The sequence below is a fragment of the Enterobacter sichuanensis genome (assembly GCF_009036245.1).
GTDB classification, from domain to species: domain Bacteria; phylum Pseudomonadota; class Gammaproteobacteria; order Enterobacterales; family Enterobacteriaceae; genus Enterobacter; species Enterobacter sichuanensis.
Window position 1 is genome coordinate 1,718,718 of record NZ_CP027986.1, and the last position, 17,525, is coordinate 1,736,242.

A 17,525-nucleotide genomic window follows, 5' to 3' on the forward strand; every position below is an offset into this window, starting at 1 on the left:
CAATAACGATTAACGCATTTTAAAAATGAAGGTTTACCACCAGGCTTCGACCTGCACCCCAAAGTTCCAGGTATTATTCGCGGTGCCGTCCTCGAAGGATTTCCCTTTTTCGGAATCATTCAGGTAAGACGCAAATACGCGCAGTTCCGGACGCGACATAAAGTCAGGGCCATCGGCCAGGCCGAGGGCAAGGGTATATTTCTCACCGCTCTGCTTGTAGTCAGACCCGTCGGTGTAGGTGTCTTTCTGGTAGAAACCACCCACTTCGCCAATCAGGCGGACATACTCGGTAAACTGGTACTGCGCGCGGCCGACAAGGGAAATCAGGCGCGATTTATCGGTATATTGCGTAGTGTCGTCTGCCGAACCCCAGGTCAACACGTGGTTGAAGGAGAGCTTGTCGGTAATGGGAATTAAGCCGGTATTGATCACGCGGTAGCCGCTGGCATCGTTCACATCGTTCCACATGTCGTACCAGCCGCCCCCCTGGGACACCATGTTCTGCGCCAGGCCTTTGTTGGCGTACTGCAACACCAGCTTGTTGTATCCTCCCAGCATGTCCTGGCTGATCTCGCCGGTTACCATCACGCCGTTGTCGGCCTCGTACAGCCCGCCGTACTCTTTCTGCTTGTTGGTCGGGTTTGGCATGGCGTAGTCGATGCCGACTTCGGTCCAGGCGCCTGCCCACGGTTTCCAGCCCGCATAGCGTAGATCGATATAGTTGATGTTCACGTCGTTATCACCGTCAACGCGGTAGTCCACGTCGTTGGCATCGCCGCGGATCCACGCCACGGAGACCGCTCCAGGGCCGAGCGTATAGTTCTCGATACCTGCGCCGGATCCCGAGATATTCCAGTATTTGGTGTCGATGATGTGCAGGTCGTGGCGCTGGTAATAGCGCTTCCCACCCCAGATCACCGCGTTGGGATCGCCCGGAATCAGCCCCTTGATCTGCAGGTTCAACTGACGCAGGCCAAACTGGGCATCGTCGCCAAAGGTGGTTTCGTTATCGTTAGAGCCGTCAGACACCATGCTCACCATGCTGTCGAGATAAAAGCTTACGTCGTTCTTTTTATAAACCTCAGAGCCCAGTTCCAGCTCGCCGTAGGTATCGGCTTCGTTACCCAGACGGCCAATTTTATTCTTCTGCCACTCCTCCATCCCACCATCCCGTGAGACGCCCACGCCGGAGCGAAGATAGCCATGGAAATCAATCGGTACCGAAGACGCGGCAAACAGCGATGGAGACGCTAACGCGGCAGCCAGCGCAACGGATACAGAGCGGATCGTCGTGTTCATTGTTACCCTCTTATTGTTTTGTAATACGTTCACAAATCCGCTGTCATAAAATGCCTAAACCTTTTGTCTGGCAATTGCATGATCATAAATGTGTGATTAAGTGCAAATAAAATAGACAATTTTGTATCAGGTAATGAGATTTGTCGCAGGTTGTGTCATTGTGAGCGTCATACTTTTTGATGGTGTTGTGTCAGTGAAAAGAGGGCGGTAAGCGTTTTTTTTCAGCGCCCCTGTTACAATCAGCGCATAACAACATAAGGAACCGGACCATGAAGTCGAAAAGCGCAACGTTAGAGGACGTGGCACGCCATGCAGGCGTCTCCTATCAGACCGTGTCCAGGGTACTGAATAAATCTGCCAATGTATCCGACGCCACGCGTAGCAAGGTGGAGAAATCCATAGAGTTATTACGGTATGTGCCCAACCGCCTGGCTCAGCAGCTGGTCGGCAAACAGACCCAGACTGTCGGACTGGTGACGATTTCGCTCGCATTGCATGCCCCTTCTCAGGTGGCTGCGGCGGTAAAACGCTATGCGAATGTGGAAGGTTATCAGGTCCTGATTTCCATGATTGATGAGAACGTCAATCACAGTATTCAGGATTCTATCAACGAGCTGAAGTCCCAGCGGGTGAGCAAGGTGATCATTAACGTGCCGCTGGAGGCCGAAGAGGCGCAGAAAATCGCGACAGACAACGATGATATTGTCTGTCTGTTCCTGGATGTCGACCCGTACAGTTCCGTGTTTAACGTTTCGTTTAACCCGGCGGACGGCACCCGCGCCAGCGTTAAATACCTTTACGAACTGGGCCATCGCGACATCGCCCTGCTGGCCGGGCCAGAGTCCTCTGTATCGGCACAGTTGAGGCTAAAAAGCTGGATCGAAACCCTGAAAGGCTACGGTCTGGAGCCCGCCTCGGTGATCCGCGGCAACTGGGATGCGCAGAGCGGGTATGCCGGTGCGCTGCAGATGCTGCGTGAAACGCCGCAGTTTTCCGCCGTGCTGGTGGGCAACGACCAGATGGCGCTGGGCGTACTGAGCGCCTTCCACCAGCAGCAGATTTCCATTCCGGGCGAGAAGTCGGTGATTGGCTATGATGACACTTACGAAAGCTCATTCTTCTACCCGGCGCTGACCACGGTCTCACTGGATTTAGATCTGCAGGGTAAAGAGGCGGTGCGCCGCATTCTGGACAGCGGCGAAGATAATGCGTTGCGTATGTCCTCGATTTTACCTGCCCGTCTGGTGGTGCGACAGTCTACCGGGCCGAAAGGAGAGAAGGGGAAAAACCTCCAGGCGCTGGCCCAGCAGTTGCGTGAGATTGCGCATCAACTGGGTGATGTGTAGCACAGTGAGCACCGCAATCACGGGAAAGCGGTGCTCGCAAGATCACTCCAGCCCCAGGGTATATTGCGCGATTTTGAAGTAAATAATCAGCCCGGTACCGTCGATAAGCGTCGCGATAAACGGCGCGGAGACAACCGCCGGGTCAATGCCGCAGCGCTTGAGCACCATCGGGATCACGGACGAGACGATGGCGCTCCACAGCGTAATGCACACCAGCGTCAGGCTGACGATAAGCGTAATTTCCAGCCCAATTCCCATCATCCAGGCCCGGATGCACCCGGCAAGGCCCAGCGTGGCGGCAATCATCAGCGACGTACTCATCTCTTTACGCAGCACGCGTCCGACATCGCGCAGGTGCACCTCTCCCAGTGCCATGGCGCGCACCAGCGTGGAGGTGATCTGCGTTCCGCTGTTGCCACCTGTGCCAATCAGCAGCGGGATAAAGAACGCCAGCGCGATGGCGGACTCCAGCGCCTCTTCGAAATGCTGAATGACCGAGCTGGTGTAGGCTTCGGCGACAAACAGCAGCAGCAGCCAGACGGAGCGTTTTTTCCACAGATTAAAGGCGCTGGTTTCCAGATAGGGTTTCTCCAGCGGCAGCGTCGCCCCCTGAAGCTGGGCATCTTCGGTAACGTCATCTTCCAGCAGATGGGCGATTTCCCGTTCGGTCAGGCAGCCGACAAGCTTACCGTGGGTGACCACGGGCACGACATCCGCGTCGCCGTGGGCCAGCAGTCCGGCAACGTCGGCACGTTCATCCTCCGGTTTGACCTGTAAAAATTGCGAAATCATCAGCGATTTCACCGGCTGTACCGTATCGGAAGTCTGCAGCAACTGGCGCACGGCAATCATCCCCGCCAGGCGGCCATGGTCTTCAATAAAAATATGCGACGGGATATCATCGTCTTTTAATTTTTCGAAGAATTGCTCGCGCGCCAGCGCCACGCATAATGAAATATCGAGGACGATAAAATCGGTATTCATATACTGCGCGATGGCGCTGTCATTGAATGTCGGGTTCTGGTTGTGAATAGCGTAAGACATAATGAATTCCCTTTGAATAATAAAAATCTCTCAGGGGCGAGCAAGACAGGGCATGTCGAAGAGGAGATCCCCACGTCCTGGGTTCAGCACTGTACACCGTATCCCGCAAGGGAAGTTATACTGACAAAGCCTTGATTCGACAGTGCCTGTTTTACCCTGTGCCGGTTCTCTCGAACCCACCAGAGCGATAACGTGTATTTGTACAGGAGCCTCGCCATAACGAGATCGTTGTATACCCGTCATACTTCAAGTTGCAGGTGCGTTGGCTGCACTCACTCACCCCAGTCACGTACTTGTGTACGCTCCCGGGGATTCGTTCCCTTGCCGCCTTCCTGCAACTCGAATTATTTAGGGTATAAAACGAGAGGGATAATACGCTTAATAAATTTTGCCGCTCAGGAATTTAAAAAATGTTTAAGAACGGTTTAGAAGAATCTTATTAATAAGACGTTGAGGGTTTATTTAAGTGAATTCATTTTAAATGAAGAATGATATTTACATCGGGGGAGGGTAAATGACGTGGCTTGATACTTTGCTGAATCACTTTGCGCTCTATCCGGCACATCTTTTCGCGCTGTTATTTATGATGGCGCTGAGTAAATCAACGGTGCTGATCTCCTCTGTGCTGCCACCTGCCTCGGTGATGCTGTTGACCGGCATTACCGTAAGTCAGGCGAGCATGCATCCGGCGCTGGCGTGGCTGGCCGTGGTGATGGGGGCAACGGTGGGTTCAGCGCTGAACTTCCATATCGGCCAACTGATGGGGCACACGCGATGGATAACCCGCCTCACCGCAAAACACGCCAGTAAATTTTTGCGGGTGCAACATCAGCTGCAGAAAAACGGCGTGCTGGTACTGTTCAGCGCGCGCTTCCTGGCGGTGCTGCGCTATATCGTACCGCTGGCGGCAGGCATGCTCAGGCTTAACGTGGTCAAGGTTTATGTGGTGAGCCTGCTCTCTGCCGCCGTCTGGGCGGCGCTGTATGTCGGCATTGTCACCGGCATCAGCGCCTTCTGAGTTACAAACTTCCCATCCCGCCGTCGACCAGCAGCTCCGTGCCTACCGTATAGCTGGACTCGTCGGAGGCCAGATAGAGCGCGGCTTTTGCCAGCTCCGTCGTGGAGCCCATTCTGCCCAGCGGCACCAGCTTGATGATCTCCGCCATCATCGCGTTAAGCGCTTCTTCGCTTAAGCCCGTTTTGTTAAAGGCCGGGGTTTCCACCGGACCGGGGCTCAGGCCGTTGACGCGGATCCCGCGCGGCAGCAGTTCCGCCGACAACGTGCGCGCCAGCGACAGCAGGGCAGCCTTGCTCGCGGCATACACGCTGCTGGTGGGCAGGCCGATGCGCGCGCTTACGGAGCCGCACAGGATCACGGAGGAGGGATTATTCAGCAGCGGCAGCAGTGCCTGAATTAAAAAGAACGGTCCCTTCAGGTTGATGCCCATCAGACGATCCCAGGCTTCTTCCTGCCACGCGTCCAGCGGCGCGTGCGTCACATCACCGGCGTTGAGAAATACCGCGTCCAGGCGTGGCCAGCGGGCGGCAAGGGTCTCCGCCAGCGCTTTTTGCGAAGCAATATCTCCCGCATCGGTCGGGATCACCCAGGCGTTTTCGCCCAGAATGCGCTCTGCTTCGGCGAGCGTGTCGGGATTGCGTCCGGTGACGGCGACGTGTGCGCCTTCGGCGATAAACGCCTGCGCGGTAGCAAGACCGATGCCGCTGGTGCCGCCGGTAATCAGCGTGTACTTATCGGTTAAACGACCCATATTCTTCTCCTGAAATGTCTCTGGAGAAAACACTATAGAAACGTTAGTATCGAAAGGAAACCAGGTACCAAATGGATACTAACGAGGCAAGAGGTGTGCAATGGCAGAAAGTCTGGACGTGTGCTGCGAAAAAAAATCTGAGGTGTATACCTGCCCGATGACGCAGTTTGTCAACCTGATTTCCGGTAAATGGGCGATCCCCATTCTCTATCGCCTGATTGTGTTCAATACGCCCGTTCGCTTTGGCGATCTGCTGCGCGCGGCTGCCCCGATTACGCAAAAAGAGTTGACGAAGCAGCTTCGCCTTTTCGAGCAGCGCGGGCTGGTGACGCGTACGGTCTACCCTGAGATCCCGCCACGGGTGGAGTACCAAATTACCGCGCTCGGGCTCACTCTGCAAAATGCACTCTCGCCGCTGGCCGCCTGGATGACTGAGTACGGCGACCAGCTGGAGCGTTAGGCTACTGTTTTACGTAGCGCGGGGCCGGAATACCGGTGCGCGCGCTGTTAAACAATTCCAGACGCGCCGTTTCGTAGCGATCCCACAGGCCAGCGTCATGCATCGGCGGGATGGTGATCAGTTCACCCTGATCCAGACCCGCCAGTGACGCATCCACCATATCTTCCGTGGTCATTACTGACCCTTCCGGCAGATCGTTAACCGTGACGCCGGAATGGCTCCAGATCTCCGTCGCCGTGGCGGCAGGCAACACCGCCTGAATGCGCAGGTTGCTGTCGGCAAACTCTTCCTGCAGCCCGCGGGTAAAGCTGAGCACCCACGCCTTGGTGGCGCTGTAGAGCGCGCTGCCCGCCCGCACGTGCAGAGCCAGCACGGACGCGATGTTGACAAGCGTGCCGCGGTTATTCTCTGCCAGGCGCGGCAGAATGGCATACGTTAAGCGCATCAGCGCCGTGGTGTTCAGGGTGTTAATGGCCTGATGCCGGGCCACATCACCCGCGAGGAACGGGGCCATCTGTGCGGTGCCCGCGTTGTTAATCAGCGTATCGATGGCGGTGTTGCTGCGCAGCGTCTCTTCCACGGCGCGGATCCCGGCTTCCTCCGTGAGATCGGCCACCAGAACCTCGACCGCAACGTCATAGCGTTCGCGCAGTTCACTGGCCAGCGCCTGTAGTCGTTCTTCACGCCGGGCGACCAGCACCAGATTAAGGCCGCGAGCGGCAAGGCGATCGGCATAGACAGCACCAATTCCGGAAGAGGCACCTGTTACCAGGGCGGTAGAGCGTGGCGTAGTCATCGTGTGTTACCTCAAAGCAAAGTGGGTTATTTGGTTTCAACATGAAACTTAATCCACTTTCTGCTATTTGGTTTTATAATGCAACCAAATTGGTGGGCATTTTGTGCTTTTGCTGGCGGGAGCGATCAGGAGGGGAGTTTGGCCACTATCTGCTCAGGGGTCAGTTCGCGACCGTCGTCGGCGATAAGCGCCAGTTTTCGCAAGGGTTTGCGCTTTTCGCTATCGACAAGGACGGTGCCGCATTCGTGTTCAGCAAATAAATATTCATTGCCCCACTGTGACAGGGCAACCAGCACCGTCTGCAGGGCGCGTCCCTTGTCGGTCAGGACATACTCCTGCCAGGCGCTGCCGTCGGAGGCGGGCTGAAGCCGAAGGATACCTTCGTCAACCAACAGCTTAAGCCGCGTGGTCAGCATGTTTTTCGCAATCCCGAGGCTTTTCTGAAACTCGCCAAAGCGCGTAAGCCCGCGGAGCGCGTCGCGAACAATCAGCAGCGACCACCAGTCACCGATGATATCCAGCGAACGGGCGACGGGGCAGGTGCTCTCTTCAAGACGGGTACGTTTCACAGCACATTCTCCGGAGGGGTATGGTTTTATTATAAAACTAATCGACGCTCACCGTAAGCGTGTTAATCATCAGTTTGAGAAATACTTCCCGGAAAATTGTCACGGTTCTGTCACACTGAACGCGACATTTTAAAACGAGTGAGGAATTAGGGATGAGAAAAGCACTACTCGCGCTGGCAGTCGCCGGTTCCATTTCAGCAACGTTTGGCGTGCAGGCGCAAGAGACGCCGGAAGGGTATCAGCTGGAGCAAGTTTTAATCATGAGTCGTCATAACCTGCGTGCCCCGCTTGCCAACAACGGCAGCGTGCTGGAGCAGTCGACGCCAAAGCAGTGGCCTGAGTGGGAAGTGCCGGGTGGTCAGCTCACCACCAAAGGCGGAGTGCTGGAAGTCTATATGGGTCATTATATGCGCGAGTGGCTGGCACAGCAGGGGATGATCAAGTCCGGCGAGTGCCCGCCAGCGGATGCGGTGTATGCCTATGCCAACAGCCTGCAGCGTACCGTCGCCACCGCGCAGTTCTTTATCACCGGCGCCTTCCCGGGCTGTGATGTGCCTGTTCATCATCAGGAAAAAATGGGCACCATGGACCCGACCTTTAACCCGGTGATTACCGATAATTCCCCTGAATTCCGCGACAAAGCGCTGAAGGCGATGGAGGCCGAGCGGCAGAAAATGCAGCTTGCGGAAAGCTACAAGCTGCTGGAGCAGATGACGAACTACGCTGAGTCGCCGTCGTGCAAAGAGAAAAAGGTCTGCTCGCTGGCGGATGCGAAAGATACCTTCAGCGCTGATTACGAAAAAGAGCCTGGCGTTTCCGGGCCGCTGAAGGTGGGAAACTCGCTGGTTGACGCCTTTACGCTGCAGTATTACGAAGGTTTCCCGGCGGACCAGGTGGCCTGGGGAGAGATCAAAACCGACCAGCAGTGGCGCGTACTGTCGAAGCTGAAAAACGGTTATCAGGACTCGCTGTTTACCTCTACCGAGGTGGCGCAAAACGTCGCCAAACCGCTGGTGAAATACATCGATAAAACCCTGGTCACCGAACAGGCGAAAGCGCCGAAAATCACCCTGCTGGTGGGGCATGATTCAAACATCGCTTCCTTGCTCACGGCGCTGGATTTCAAACCGTACCAGCTGCACGACCAGCAGGAACGCACCCCGATTGGCGGCAAAATTGTCTTCCAGCGCTGGCATGACAAAAACAGCAACCAGGAATTGATGAAAATTGAGTATGTCTATCAGAGCTCAGAGCAACTGCGTAACGCCAGCGTGCTGTCGCTGCAATCTCCGGCGCAGCGCGTGACGCTTGAGCTTAAGGGCTGTCCGGTCGATGCGAACGGCTTCTGTCCTGTCGACAAATTCAATGCGGTGATGAACAACGCGGCAAAATAGAGGATAACCCCCCGCATGGCGGGGGGAATCGTTCAGACGTTTTTACGTTCGATGGTTTGCTCACCCCAGAAGAGCGAGTCTTTGTCCGTTTTTTCGAAGGCGCGCACCAGCACTTCATCGTTGCCTTCTTCCCAAATCTGCTCTGCCAGTTTTTCGTCATACTTCGCGACTTCAAAAATGGCTTCGGCGATCTCCGGCGAGGTATTGCGTAAACTTGCCCATTCACCCACGTGGTGAGCTTTTGATTCTTGCGTTGGCATGCTTGTCCTCCTGTTGGGTTAGCCGTTCAGTTTTTTGGCGAGACCCGCGACGTATTCACCCTGGTAACGGGCGATAGCGAGCTCTTCATTGCTCGGCTGTCGGGAGCCATCGCCGCCGGCAATGGTGGTTGCGCCGTACGGCGTACCGCCACGTACCTGAGAAATATCAAATAACTCCTGTGCCCCGTAGCCAATCGGCACAATCACCATCCCGTGATGAGCAAGGGTAGTCCAGGTTGAGGTAATCGTCTGTTCCTGGCCGCCGCCGGTCCCGGTGGAGCTGAAGACGCTGGCGAGCTTGCCGTATAACGCGCCTGATGCCCACAGTCCGCCCGTCTGATCGAGGAAGGTACGCATCTGGCCGGACATATTGCCAAAGCGGGTCGGGGTGCCAAAGATGATGGCATCGTAATCAGCCAGTTCCTGCGGGGTGGCCACCGGGGCATTTTGTGTTTTACCCCCGGCTTTTGCGAATGCTTCTGCCTGCATGGTTTCCGGTACGCGTTTCACCACAACCTCAACGCCGTCCACCTTGTTTGCACCCTCTGCTACCGCGTGAGCCATGGTTTCAATGTGTCCATACATGGAATAATAGAGCACCAGAACTTTTGCCATTTTGCATCACTCCTCGTTTGTTTTCTCTGACAGCGGATCGCTGCGCTCTTTTAAAGATATGTCATCACAGCCAGACTGCAAAAATGAACGCCATTTATTTGATTTATAACAATATGGGTCTAAAAATGGCTTTGTAGCAAAATGATACAACTTTCCCGCTGCCGATTTTTAAAATGATAAGAAAGGCTTATGGATTACCGCCGCGTTATCTCACCCGAAAGATTGAGATCATGTTGCAGGATATTACCTTCGACTTGCCGGATAACCTCATTCCACTAAGCTTAGTTTCACGCGGCACAGATAAAGGCGTTGTCCTTGGGCCGCGAGGTGAAAGAATCCTCTTTTACTGAATGCAATATGATGTCTAATGTTTCACACTCTGGAGGTTAGAGATGGCAAACCATCGTGGTGGTTCAGGTAATTTCGCAGAAGACCGTGAAAGAGCATCAGAAGCAGGCCGTAAAGGTGGCCAGCATAGCGGGGGGAATTTCAAAAATGACCCTCAGCGCGCATCTGAGGCTGGCAAAAAAGGGGGTAAAAACAGCCATGGCGGCAATAAGTAAGTCGCCGGGTTGATCTCCCTGCCGCCGGGGCTTCCCGGCGGTTTTTTTATTTCTGCAACATTGAACTGTAACCAAAGGCAACGCACACTAGGGAATTGTTCTTCATTGCGAGTGCCGCATGTCTGTCTCACGTTTCAAATTTTCCGTTAAACCGCAGGAAGCCATCCTTATTCTCATCACCATGTTCTGGGGCGGGACGTTTCTGGCCGTCCAGTACGCGGTGACCCTTAGCGATCCGTTCTTTTTTGTTGGCCTGCGCTTTGCGACGGCAGCGATTGCCGTGGGGCTCTGCTCGCTTAACACGCTGCGGGGTCTGACGTTGAAAGAGCTTAAGGCAGGGGTGGCGATTGGGGTGGCGATAGCGATGGGCTATAGCCTGCAGACGTGGGGATTGCAGACCATCTCCAGCAGTAAATCCGCATTTATTACCGCCATGTATGTGCCGCTGGTGCCACTACTGCAGTGGCTGTGCCTTGGGCGACTGCCGGGGCTGATGTCCTGCATCGGGATCGTGCTGGCGTTTATCGGCCTTATTTTGCTGGCCGGGCCGGAAAACAACCTGCTGGCGCTGGGGACGGGGGAGATCATTACCCTGATCGGGGCAATTGCCATTGCGGCGGAAATTATTCTGATTAGCGCCTGGGCGGGGAAGGTCGACGTCAAGCGCGTGACGGTAGTGCAGCTCGCCACCGCGTCGCTGGTGGCATTTGCGACGATGGTGCCGGCTGGGGAGTCGGTACCGCCAATGTCCACCGGCCTTGTCGTGGTGGCGCTGGGGCTGGGCATTTTCAGCGCCATTATTCAGGTGACCATGAACTGGGCGCAGCGCAGCGTGTCGCCGACCCGGGCGACGGTGATCTATACCGGGGAGCCGGTCTGGGCAGGAATTTTTGGGCGGCTTGCGGGCGAGCGTTTGCCGCTGCTGGCCCTGGTGGGCGCAGCGTTTATCGTCGCCGGGGTGCTGGTGAGCGAATTAAAGCTAAAAAAACGTCGCCGTGAGGTGAGCGATGTGCCGGCTGAAGAAGGTTTAGATTGAAAAAAAGGACGGATGTCTCTACGATATGTACGGATAAACACCGTACACGATAAAGTCAATTATGCCAGCACTTAAAAAACAGCGTATCGATCTTCGCCTGACGGACGAAGACAAAACAATGATTGAAGAGGCGGCGGCGATGACGAACCAAACGATCACCCAGTTTATGGTGAACAGTGCGTCTGAACGTGCTGCAGAGGTCATCGAACAGCATCGGCGTCTCGTCTTAAACGAAACATCATGGAATGCCGTGATGAACGCCATCGACAATCCGCCAGAGCCAAATGAACGCCTGAAGCGAGCGGCAAAACGTCTTCGAAACATGGAGTGAAGCGTCGTGGAAAATCTCACGATCGAAATGTTTTCAGAGGGAGAAGAGTATGATTTCAGGAATTTCGATTGTGGTGAACCCTCGCTAAATTCCTTCCTGGCAGACCATCTGGTGCGTCAGCACACTGGGCGTATTTTACGCGGCTATCTGCTTAAAGATCGCGACCATCCTCGTGTCCTCGGCTATTACACGCTGTCCGGAAGTTGCTTTGAAAAAGCGATGCTTCCTTCTAAGACTCAGCAGCGTCGGATCCCTTATATCAACGTACCGAGCGTGACGCTGGGGCGTCTGGCTGTCCATAAAGACCTGCAGGGACGTGAGTGGGGAACAACACTCGTCACGCATGCTATGCGCGTGGTTTACCTGGCATCGCAGGCGGTAGGCGTACATGGACTCTTTGTCGATGCGATTAACGAACAGGCTAAACGGTTTTATCTGAAGCTGGGCTTTATCCCTCTGACGGGTGAAAACAGTCATTCGCTTTTTTATCCCACCAAATCTATCGAACGCCTGCTTGAAGAAGAGTAGACCTGCGTCCTGAAAGTATGAGGGGGCGTTTTTGCCCCCCCTCACCCTAACCCTCTCCCCTTCGGGGTGACTTATCACGAATCCTGATGCACCACCTCGCCCTGCGGCGCGGCCGCTTCCCGCCGGTTCAGCAGGGCGTTAAGAAGAATGGCGCCAAAGGTCGCCGTACCAATCCCGCCAATCGTGAATCCGCTCAGCGTCAGGGCGAAATCCCCCGCGCCCAGCACCAGTGTGACGGCCACCATAATCAGGTTGCTGTTCTGACTGAGATCGACGCGATGTTGCACCCAGATGCGTGCTCCCGCCACGGCGATCAGCCCGAAGACCACAATCGATGCGCCGCCAATAACCGGTGACGGAATGGTGTGGATCAGCGCGCCGAATTTCGGTGAGAAACCAAGCAGCATCGCCATCACCGCCGCCGCCACGAACACCAGCGTCGAGTAGACTTTGGTTACCGCCATCACGCCGATATTTTCGGCATAGGTGGTGACGCCGCTGCCGCCCATGGAACCGGAGAGCATGGTTGCCAGCCCGTCGCCGACGAACGCACGGCCCATATACGGATCCATACTGCGTCCGGTCATGCCCGCCACGGCCTTCAGATGACCCAGGTTCTCCGCCACCAGGATCACCGCCACGGGGGCGATAAGCATCATTGCCTGGCTGTTGAAGGCTGGCGATGTGATTTGCGGCAGACCGAACCAGGCGGCCTGATGGAGCAATGTGAAGTCGACAGGCTTGCCGAGACCAAAGACATTTGCCAGCAGAGCGTAGAAAAGGCAGGCCACAATCAGCCCGACCAGAATCAGCAGGCGCTGGACCATGCCGCGGGTAAATACCGCCACCAGGCCAATACACAGCACGGTGATCACCGCCATCCAGCTCTCAAACGGCGAGGCGGAGACGCTCCTGACCGCAATCGGCGCGAGGTTCAGGCCGATCGCCATCACCACTGCGCCGGTCACGACGGGGGGCATCATGCGTTCGATCCAGCGCGTGCCGATCTTCATCACCACCAGACCAATCAGGGTGTACACCAGACCGCAGGCGATGATGCCCCCGAGGGCCACGCTCAGGTTAGGGTTGATCCCCTGGCCGTTAAACCCGGTGGTGGCGATGACCACCCCCACAAAGGCGGCGCTGGAGCCCAGATAGCTGGGCACGCGCCCGCCGGTGACAAAAAAGAACAGCAGCGTGCCGATACCGGACATCAGAATCGAGAGGTTGGGATCCAGCCCCATCAGCATCGGCATCAGCACCGTGGCGCCAAACATGGCAACCGCGTGCTGGACGCCCATTACCAGGGTTTGCCCGAGCGGGAGCCGTTCATCCGGCGCGACCACGCCGGCGTCTGTGGAGGTCGATTTCAACTGCCAGTGGGGAAATCCGAACATGGTCTGTCTCCTTAAAGCGCCTCAGCAGGCGGGTCGCATCAGCGCGTGGTAGCCGCGGTCAAACCACACCAGCCCTTGCGGCGCCGGGTGGCGGATAATCGAAACGATGTCGCAGAACAGAATGTCATGGGTACCAACGCTCACCACCTGGCTGATGCGGCAGTCAAAGGAGGCCAGCGCATCCTCCAGCCGTGGGCAGCCCGTGTCGCCCCTCTGCCAGCGGGCAGCGGCAAAGCGTTCTTTCATCGGCGTTTTGCCGCCAAACAGATTGGATAACGGCTCCTGCCCGGCGCTCAGGGTATTCACGCACAGGGTGCGGTTTTCGCTAAATGTGGGCCAGACGGACGCGCCGCGGTTCAGGCACACCAGCAGGGTGGGCGGTGAATCCGTGACGCTGCACACCGCGCTGGCGGTGAAGCCTGCTCTCCCCGCCGGGCCGTCAGTGGTGATGATATTGACCGCCGCGCCAACGCAGGCCATGGCGTCGCGAAAGGTCTGTTTATCCGGTGCTGTCATGTTCGCTCCTTACGCCAGCCCGCAGGCATCGTCGAAGTCCAGACGCGGCAGGCGTCCGTAAAGTTTGCCCGGGTCGCCATAGCCAATGTTGATCAGCAGGTTGCTTTTAAGCGTGGTGCCGGTGAAAAAGGCGTCGTCGACTTTTTGTCGGTCAAAGCCCGACATCGGGCCGGTATCCAGCCCCAGGGCGCGGCAGGCGAAAATCAGGTAAGCGGCCTGCATGGAGCTGTTGCGAAACGCCGTCTCTTCCGCAAGGGCGGGGCTGGTGGTAAACCAGCTTCTGGCATCACCGTGCGGGAACAGTTCGGGCAGGCGATCGTAGAATTCACTGTCCCAGGCCACGATGGCCGTAACCGGTGCCGCGAACGTTTTCTCCAGGTTGCCGCTGGAGAGCGCCGGGCGCAGCTTCTCTTTTCCCTCTGCGCTTCGCACAAAGACTATCCGCGCCGGAGAGCAGTTGGCGGACGTAGGACCCCATTTCATCAGGTCGTAGATCTCGCGCAGAACCTGGTCGCTGACCGGCATATCCAGCCAGCCGTTATGGGTGCGCGCGGAGGTAAACAGCGTCTCCAGCGCAGTGGGATTAATGGCTTCGCTCATTACAGCTCCTTATAACGCGGGTTCATGGCTGTGCAGCAGGCTGGCAAGCCCGTTCAGCAGCAGCGTGTTAAAGGTGTCTGGCTCGGTGACGTTGCAGGCATGTCCACCCTGGCGCATCACCACTTTCTGACTGCCGGGGATTGCCGACTGCAGTTCAGCGGAGCAGACAGAAGGCACCAGCATGTCGTCGCTGGAGCAGATAAGATGTACCGGGCAGCGGATACGCGCGGCATGGCGGCTGAAGTCGGCTTTCTTCAGGGCGCTTAGCCGATGCAGCAGGTTGGTTTTCCCCTGGAAATGGGCCAGCGCCAGCGCCTCTTCCGCCTCCAGACGAGGGGCGCGGGCCGCCATCCAGTCTGCCGGGTAGAGAAACAGCGGCTGCGCCTCTACCCACGCCTGCGGGCCGCCGGAATGCAGCAGGCGCTCGCGGATCTGAAAGCAGCGGCGGGTGTGCGCGTTAAGGGTTAACCAGCCGTTAACGCACACCAGCGCGGTGAGGGCGTCGGGATGATCCAGCGCCAGCTGCAGGCCGACCAGCGCCCCCAGCGCATGGCCGACGACGCTGTAGCGGGCAATCCCGGCCTCCGCCAGCGCCCGGGCCAGTTCGTCCGCCATCTGCGCAAGGCTGTACCCTTCCGGCAGGGGATCGGGATTATTGCCCGTTCCGCGCTGGTCATAACAGACCACCTGATACTCCTGCTCCAGCGCGGCGAGCTGGGGCAGCCAGTAGCTGCCGCTGCCGCCGAGACCGGCAATCAGGACCACCGCGGGCGCCCCCTCATACGGGGGCGGTGAGACGGAGAGTTTCATGGCCGCCTCACTTCGCGATGTGGGCAACGGTGGCGATCTCAACCAGCGCTTCCGGCTTCACCAGCCCGCACTGAATGCAGAACCGGGCCGGTTTATCGCCGGGGAAGAACTCCGCGTAGATTTCGTTAATCGCGGCGTAGTTTTTCCAGTCGGTGATAAAGATGCTGTTGAAGGTCACATCCTCCATCGTGCCACCCGCTGTTTCGATCACCTTTTTGATGGTTTCCAGCACGTAGCGGGTTTGCGCCTTTGGGTCGTTGATAAACACCACGTTGTTGTCTTTATCAAACGGCAGCGTGCCGGAGACGTACACCACGCCGTCGGCGAGCGTGCCGGGCACAAAGGGGGCGATGGGCGTGCTGGTACCCGGCGGAATAATCACGGATTTCGGCATCGTTTTTCTCCTCAGGCGATACGGGCGATGGGAGGATTCAGGGCGTCGCAGAACTCCGCGACGTTACTGACCCAGCCAAAAAAGGTTTCGATATTGAACAGGGCCGCTTTCTGGGCGAATTCCGGCCCGGCCTGATGGGTCGCGTCTTCCAGCACCACGCCGAAATATTCCAGGAAGAAGCCGTCGCGCAGGGTAGACTCCACGCAGACGTTGGTGGCGATGCCGGTGAAGACCAGATGGCGTATCCCCCGGCTGCGCAGCAGGCTGTCGAGCGGGGTGTTGAAAAAGCCGCTGTAGCGCGGTTTGGGCAGCACTATATCGCCTTCCTGCGGGACCAGTTCATCCACCAGCTGATAATCCCAGCCGCCTTTCGCCAGCAGTTTTCCCTGCAGCTCGGGCCGCTTGCGCATGGTTTTCAGGGCGTTCGATTTGTGGAAATTCGGTGAACCGGGGCCGCCGGCCTCAACGTACTGGTCGTCCCAGCCGTTCTGGAACCAGACAATGAGCATACCGGCGGCGCGTGCGGCGGCCACGGCGGTTTTGATATTCTCGATCACCGGTTGCGTCGCCGAGACGTCGAACCCCGCCAGATCCAGATACCCGCCGGGGCTTGCGTAGGCGTTTTGCATATCCACGACAATCAGCGCGCTCTGCTCAGGCGCAAAGGTAATGGCTTCCGGGCGTGCGTTCAGGGTCGTCATTACGCCACCTCCTTCGTGACGACAGGGATATGGGCACGGCACTGCATCAGCGGCTGGATGCGCTCGCCGAAGGTTTCCACACCGCTAAGGAAATCATCGAAGGTCAGCAGGACGCCTTCCGCCCCGGGAACGGCCGCCACTTCGTCGAGCATTCTGGCGACGCTGGCGTACGAACCCACCAGCGTACCCATATTGATATTGACGGCGGAAGTCGGGTCGGCCATCTGGCGCACGTTGGTATCCGCGCCGGAGCGGGTATCTTTCTGGCTCTGTTCGGTGAGCCAGCTCAGGGCCTCCTCGTCGGCGCCGTCTTTATAGCGCTCCCATTTCGCGCGGGCGGCGTCGTCGGTTTCGTCGGCGATCACCATAAACAGCACATACGAGCCCACGTCGCGCCCGGTTTTGTCGGCGGCCTCTTTCATCCGCGCGGCGGTCGGGGCGAAGGCGGCAGGCGTGTTGACGCCTTTACCGAAGCAGAAGTTGAAGTCGGCATATTTCGCCGAGAATGCCATTCCCGCGTCGCTCTGCCCGGCACAAATCACCTTCATGGGAACCGACGGCTGCGGGCTGACGCGGCAGTCGTTCATGGTGAAGAAATCCCCTTTGAAGTCGCTTTTGCCGGTACCCCACAGGTCGCGCAGCACCTGCACGTATTCGGTGAGGTAGTCGTAGCGACGAGAGAAGTAATCGTCACCCGGCCACAGCCCCATCTGCTCGTACTCCGGCTTTTGCCAGCCGGTGACCAGGTTGACGCCAAAGCGCCCGCCGGAGATGGAGTCGATGGTCGAGGCCATGCGCGCCACGATGGCCGGAGGCAGGGTGAGCGTGGCGGCGGTCGCGTAAATCTGAATCCGCGAGGTAACCGCGGCCAGCCCGGCCATCAGGGTGAAAGACTCCAGGTTGTGATCCCAGAATTCGGTTTTGCCACCAAAGCCGCGCAGCTTGATCATCGAGAGCGCAAAGTCGAAGTGGTAGTGCTCCGCTTTTTGCACAATGGCCTTATTCAGCTCAAAGGTGGGCATGTATTGCGGTGCCGTGGTCGAGATAAGCCAGCCGTTGTTGCCGATCGGTACAAATACGCCAATTTTCATCACGAA

At 57.2% G+C, this 17,525-nt stretch carries 22 protein-coding genes and 1 riboswitch; of the genes, 8 read left to right on the forward strand and 14 right to left on the reverse strand.

All coding sequences use genetic code 11. The annotated features are described in order from the left end of the window. Window positions 1–33: 33 nt before the first annotated feature. Complete coding sequence (locus C1N69_RS08110) at window positions 34–1,299, reverse strand: maltoporin (RefSeq protein ID WP_025755897.1); 1,266 nt, start codon at window positions 1,297–1,299, stop codon at window positions 34–36. A 269-nt stretch (window positions 1,300–1,568) separates the two neighbouring features. Here C1N69_RS08110 and C1N69_RS08115 point away from each other — a divergent pair, with 269 nt between their 5' ends. Beyond that, on the forward strand, window positions 1,569–2,645 hold the full coding sequence (locus C1N69_RS08115; protein ID WP_025755896.1) for a LacI family DNA-binding transcriptional regulator: 1,077 nt from the start codon (window positions 1,569–1,571) through the stop codon (window positions 2,643–2,645). A 42-nt stretch (window positions 2,646–2,687) separates the two neighbouring features. On the opposite strand, the gene C1N69_RS08120 is transcribed toward C1N69_RS08115, so the two are convergent. Further along, window positions 2,688–3,689 (reverse strand): magnesium transporter, encoded by a 1,002-nt coding sequence (locus C1N69_RS08120; RefSeq protein ID WP_045284640.1) that lies wholly within the window; start codon window positions 3,687–3,689, stop codon window positions 2,688–2,690. Between the two features lie 61 nt (window positions 3,690–3,750). Next, a riboswitch (M-box (ykoK) riboswitch) is annotated at window positions 3,751–3,920 on the reverse strand. A gap of 283 nt (window positions 3,921–4,203) precedes the next feature. Between C1N69_RS08120 and C1N69_RS08125 the strand changes: the two genes are divergently transcribed. Beyond that, on the forward strand, window positions 4,204–4,707 hold the full coding sequence (locus C1N69_RS08125; RefSeq protein WP_047958231.1) for a DedA family protein: 504 nt from the start codon (window positions 4,204–4,206) through the stop codon (window positions 4,705–4,707). Window position 4,708: 1 nt separating this feature from the next. On the opposite strand, the gene C1N69_RS08130 is transcribed toward C1N69_RS08125, so the two are convergent. Next, entirely contained in the window at window positions 4,709–5,458 is a 750-nt protein-coding gene (locus C1N69_RS08130) for an SDR family oxidoreductase (RefSeq protein ID WP_155030972.1), read from the reverse strand. A gap of 100 nt (window positions 5,459–5,558) precedes the next feature. On the opposite strand from C1N69_RS08130, the gene C1N69_RS08135 reads away from it, so the two are divergent. Further along, a complete protein-coding gene (locus C1N69_RS08135; RefSeq protein ID WP_047958233.1) occupies window positions 5,559–5,918 on the forward strand; it encodes a winged helix-turn-helix transcriptional regulator in 360 nt (119 codons plus the stop codon). Window position 5,919: 1 nt separating this feature from the next. On the opposite strand, the gene C1N69_RS08140 is transcribed toward C1N69_RS08135, so the two are convergent. Then, window positions 5,920–6,714, reverse strand: a complete 795-nt coding sequence (locus tag C1N69_RS08140; RefSeq protein WP_059385531.1) for an SDR family NAD(P)-dependent oxidoreductase — start codon at window positions 6,712–6,714, stop codon at window positions 5,920–5,922. 125 nt (window positions 6,715–6,839) lie between these two features. Then, window positions 6,840–7,283 (reverse strand): winged helix-turn-helix transcriptional regulator, encoded by a 444-nt coding sequence (locus tag C1N69_RS08145; RefSeq protein ID WP_094918320.1) that lies wholly within the window; start codon window positions 7,281–7,283, stop codon window positions 6,840–6,842. 152 nt (window positions 7,284–7,435) lie between these two features. On the opposite strand from C1N69_RS08145, the gene agp reads away from it, so the two are divergent. Further along, window positions 7,436–8,677 (forward strand): bifunctional glucose-1-phosphatase/inositol phosphatase, encoded by a 1,242-nt coding sequence (agp, locus tag C1N69_RS08150; protein ID WP_059385533.1) that lies wholly within the window; start codon window positions 7,436–7,438, stop codon window positions 8,675–8,677. A gap of 32 nt (window positions 8,678–8,709) precedes the next feature. Here agp and C1N69_RS08155 read toward each other — a convergent pair whose 3' ends face one another. After that, a complete protein-coding gene (locus C1N69_RS08155; protein WP_008499832.1) occupies window positions 8,710–8,937 on the reverse strand; it encodes a YccJ family protein in 228 nt (75 codons plus the stop codon). Between the two features lie 18 nt (window positions 8,938–8,955). Then, window positions 8,956–9,552 (reverse strand): NAD(P)H:quinone oxidoreductase, encoded by a 597-nt coding sequence (wrbA, locus tag C1N69_RS08160; RefSeq protein ID WP_025755888.1) that lies wholly within the window; start codon window positions 9,550–9,552, stop codon window positions 8,956–8,958. Between the two features lie 392 nt (window positions 9,553–9,944). Here wrbA and C1N69_RS08165 point away from each other — a divergent pair, with 392 nt between their 5' ends. The 4 genes from C1N69_RS08165 (at window position 9,945) to C1N69_RS08180 (ending at window position 12,010) form a co-directional block, all read left to right on the forward strand. Continuing rightward, a complete protein-coding gene (locus C1N69_RS08165; RefSeq protein WP_013097201.1) occupies window positions 9,945–10,115 on the forward strand; it encodes a con-10 family general stress protein in 171 nt (56 codons plus the stop codon). A gap of 118 nt (window positions 10,116–10,233) precedes the next feature. Beyond that, a complete protein-coding gene (locus C1N69_RS08170; RefSeq protein ID WP_095451688.1) occupies window positions 10,234–11,151 on the forward strand; it encodes a DMT family transporter in 918 nt (305 codons plus the stop codon). Between the two features lie 61 nt (window positions 11,152–11,212). Next, window positions 11,213–11,482: a type II toxin-antitoxin system TacA family antitoxin gene (locus tag C1N69_RS08175; RefSeq protein WP_025755885.1), complete on the forward strand. Its 270-nt coding sequence runs from the start codon at window positions 11,213–11,215 to the stop codon at window positions 11,480–11,482. A gap of 6 nt (window positions 11,483–11,488) precedes the next feature. After that, window positions 11,489–12,010, forward strand: a complete 522-nt coding sequence (locus C1N69_RS08180) for a GNAT family N-acetyltransferase (RefSeq protein ID WP_155030973.1) — start codon at window positions 11,489–11,491, stop codon at window positions 12,008–12,010. Window positions 12,011–12,084: 74 nt separating this feature from the next. Here the strand turns inward: C1N69_RS08180 and rutG are convergent, their stop codons facing one another. Genes rutG through rutA form a run of 7 tightly spaced genes read right to left on the reverse strand, consistent with a single transcriptional unit; the run spans window position 12,085 to window position 17,519 of the window. Then, complete coding sequence (rutG, locus tag C1N69_RS08185) at window positions 12,085–13,407, reverse strand: pyrimidine utilization transport protein G (RefSeq protein ID WP_155030974.1); 1,323 nt, start codon at window positions 13,405–13,407, stop codon at window positions 12,085–12,087. A 21-nt stretch (window positions 13,408–13,428) separates the two neighbouring features. After that, complete coding sequence (gene rutF / locus C1N69_RS08190) at window positions 13,429–13,923, reverse strand: NADH-dependent FMN reductase RutF (protein WP_095451691.1); 495 nt, start codon at window positions 13,921–13,923, stop codon at window positions 13,429–13,431. Between the two features lie 9 nt (window positions 13,924–13,932). Next, window positions 13,933–14,523, reverse strand: a complete 591-nt coding sequence (locus C1N69_RS08195) for a malonic semialdehyde reductase (RefSeq protein ID WP_094918323.1) — start codon at window positions 14,521–14,523, stop codon at window positions 13,933–13,935. A 9-nt stretch (window positions 14,524–14,532) separates the two neighbouring features. After that, complete coding sequence (rutD, locus tag C1N69_RS08200) at window positions 14,533–15,333, reverse strand: pyrimidine utilization protein D (RefSeq protein WP_155030975.1); 801 nt, start codon at window positions 15,331–15,333, stop codon at window positions 14,533–14,535. A 7-nt stretch (window positions 15,334–15,340) separates the two neighbouring features. Further along, window positions 15,341–15,727, reverse strand: a complete 387-nt coding sequence (rutC, locus tag C1N69_RS08205) for a pyrimidine utilization protein C (RefSeq protein WP_047958241.1) — start codon at window positions 15,725–15,727, stop codon at window positions 15,341–15,343. An 11-nt stretch (window positions 15,728–15,738) separates the two neighbouring features. Then, complete coding sequence (gene rutB, locus C1N69_RS08210; RefSeq protein WP_155030976.1) at window positions 15,739–16,428, reverse strand: pyrimidine utilization protein B; 690 nt, start codon at window positions 16,426–16,428, stop codon at window positions 15,739–15,741. Continuing rightward, window positions 16,428–17,519, reverse strand: a complete 1,092-nt coding sequence (rutA, locus tag C1N69_RS08215; protein ID WP_155030977.1) for a pyrimidine utilization protein A — start codon at window positions 17,517–17,519, stop codon at window positions 16,428–16,430. Before rutA ends, rutB begins: the two co-directional genes overlap by 1 nt. Window positions 17,520–17,525: the final 6 nt, after the last annotated feature.

What these genes read in the sequence shown, in the direction of transcription:
- C1N69_RS08130 (WP_155030972.1), bottom strand. Translation starts at nt 5,458, where the DNA reads ATGGGTCGTTTAACCGATAAGTACACGCTGATTACCGGCGGCACCAGC.
- C1N69_RS08135 (WP_047958233.1), top strand. Translation starts at nt 5,559, where the DNA reads ATGGCAGAAAGTCTGGACGTGTGCTGCGAAAAAAAATCTGAGGTGTAT.
- C1N69_RS08155 (WP_008499832.1), bottom strand. Translation starts at nt 8,937, where the DNA reads ATGCCAACGCAAGAATCAAAAGCTCACCACGTGGGTGAATGGGCAAGT.
- C1N69_RS08120 (WP_045284640.1), bottom strand. Translation starts at nt 3,689, where the DNA reads ATGTCTTACGCTATTCACAACCAGAACCCGACATTCAATGACAGCGCC.
- wrbA (WP_025755888.1), bottom strand. Translation starts at nt 9,552, where the DNA reads ATGGCAAAAGTTCTGGTGCTCTATTATTCCATGTATGGACACATTGAA.
- rutA (WP_155030977.1), bottom strand. Translation starts at nt 17,519, where the DNA reads ATGAAAATTGGCGTATTTGTACCGATCGGCAACAACGGCTGGCTTATC.
- rutF (WP_095451691.1), bottom strand. Translation starts at nt 13,923, where the DNA reads ATGACAGCACCGGATAAACAGACCTTTCGCGACGCCATGGCCTGCGTT.
- rutB (WP_155030976.1), bottom strand. Translation starts at nt 16,428, where the DNA reads ATGACGACCCTGAACGCACGCCCGGAAGCCATTACCTTTGCGCCTGAG.
- C1N69_RS08165 (WP_013097201.1), top strand. Translation starts at nt 9,945, where the DNA reads ATGGCAAACCATCGTGGTGGTTCAGGTAATTTCGCAGAAGACCGTGAA.
- C1N69_RS08170 (WP_095451688.1), top strand. Translation starts at nt 10,234, where the DNA reads ATGTCTGTCTCACGTTTCAAATTTTCCGTTAAACCGCAGGAAGCCATC.
- rutD (WP_155030975.1), bottom strand. Translation starts at nt 15,333, where the DNA reads ATGAAACTCTCCGTCTCACCGCCCCCGTATGAGGGGGCGCCCGCGGTG.
- C1N69_RS08140 (WP_059385531.1), bottom strand. Translation starts at nt 6,714, where the DNA reads ATGACTACGCCACGCTCTACCGCCCTGGTAACAGGTGCCTCTTCCGGA.
- C1N69_RS08125 (WP_047958231.1), top strand. Translation starts at nt 4,204, where the DNA reads ATGACGTGGCTTGATACTTTGCTGAATCACTTTGCGCTCTATCCGGCA.
- C1N69_RS08110 (WP_025755897.1), bottom strand. Translation starts at nt 1,299, where the DNA reads ATGAACACGACGATCCGCTCTGTATCCGTTGCGCTGGCTGCCGCGTTA.
- agp (WP_059385533.1), top strand. Translation starts at nt 7,436, where the DNA reads ATGAGAAAAGCACTACTCGCGCTGGCAGTCGCCGGTTCCATTTCAGCA.
- rutG (WP_155030974.1), bottom strand. Translation starts at nt 13,407, where the DNA reads ATGTTCGGATTTCCCCACTGGCAGTTGAAATCGACCTCCACAGACGCC.
- rutC (WP_047958241.1), bottom strand. Translation starts at nt 15,727, where the DNA reads ATGCCGAAATCCGTGATTATTCCGCCGGGTACCAGCACGCCCATCGCC.
- C1N69_RS08195 (WP_094918323.1), bottom strand. Translation starts at nt 14,523, where the DNA reads ATGAGCGAAGCCATTAATCCCACTGCGCTGGAGACGCTGTTTACCTCC.
- C1N69_RS08115 (WP_025755896.1), top strand. Translation starts at nt 1,569, where the DNA reads ATGAAGTCGAAAAGCGCAACGTTAGAGGACGTGGCACGCCATGCAGGC.
- C1N69_RS08175 (WP_025755885.1), top strand. Translation starts at nt 11,213, where the DNA reads ATGCCAGCACTTAAAAAACAGCGTATCGATCTTCGCCTGACGGACGAA.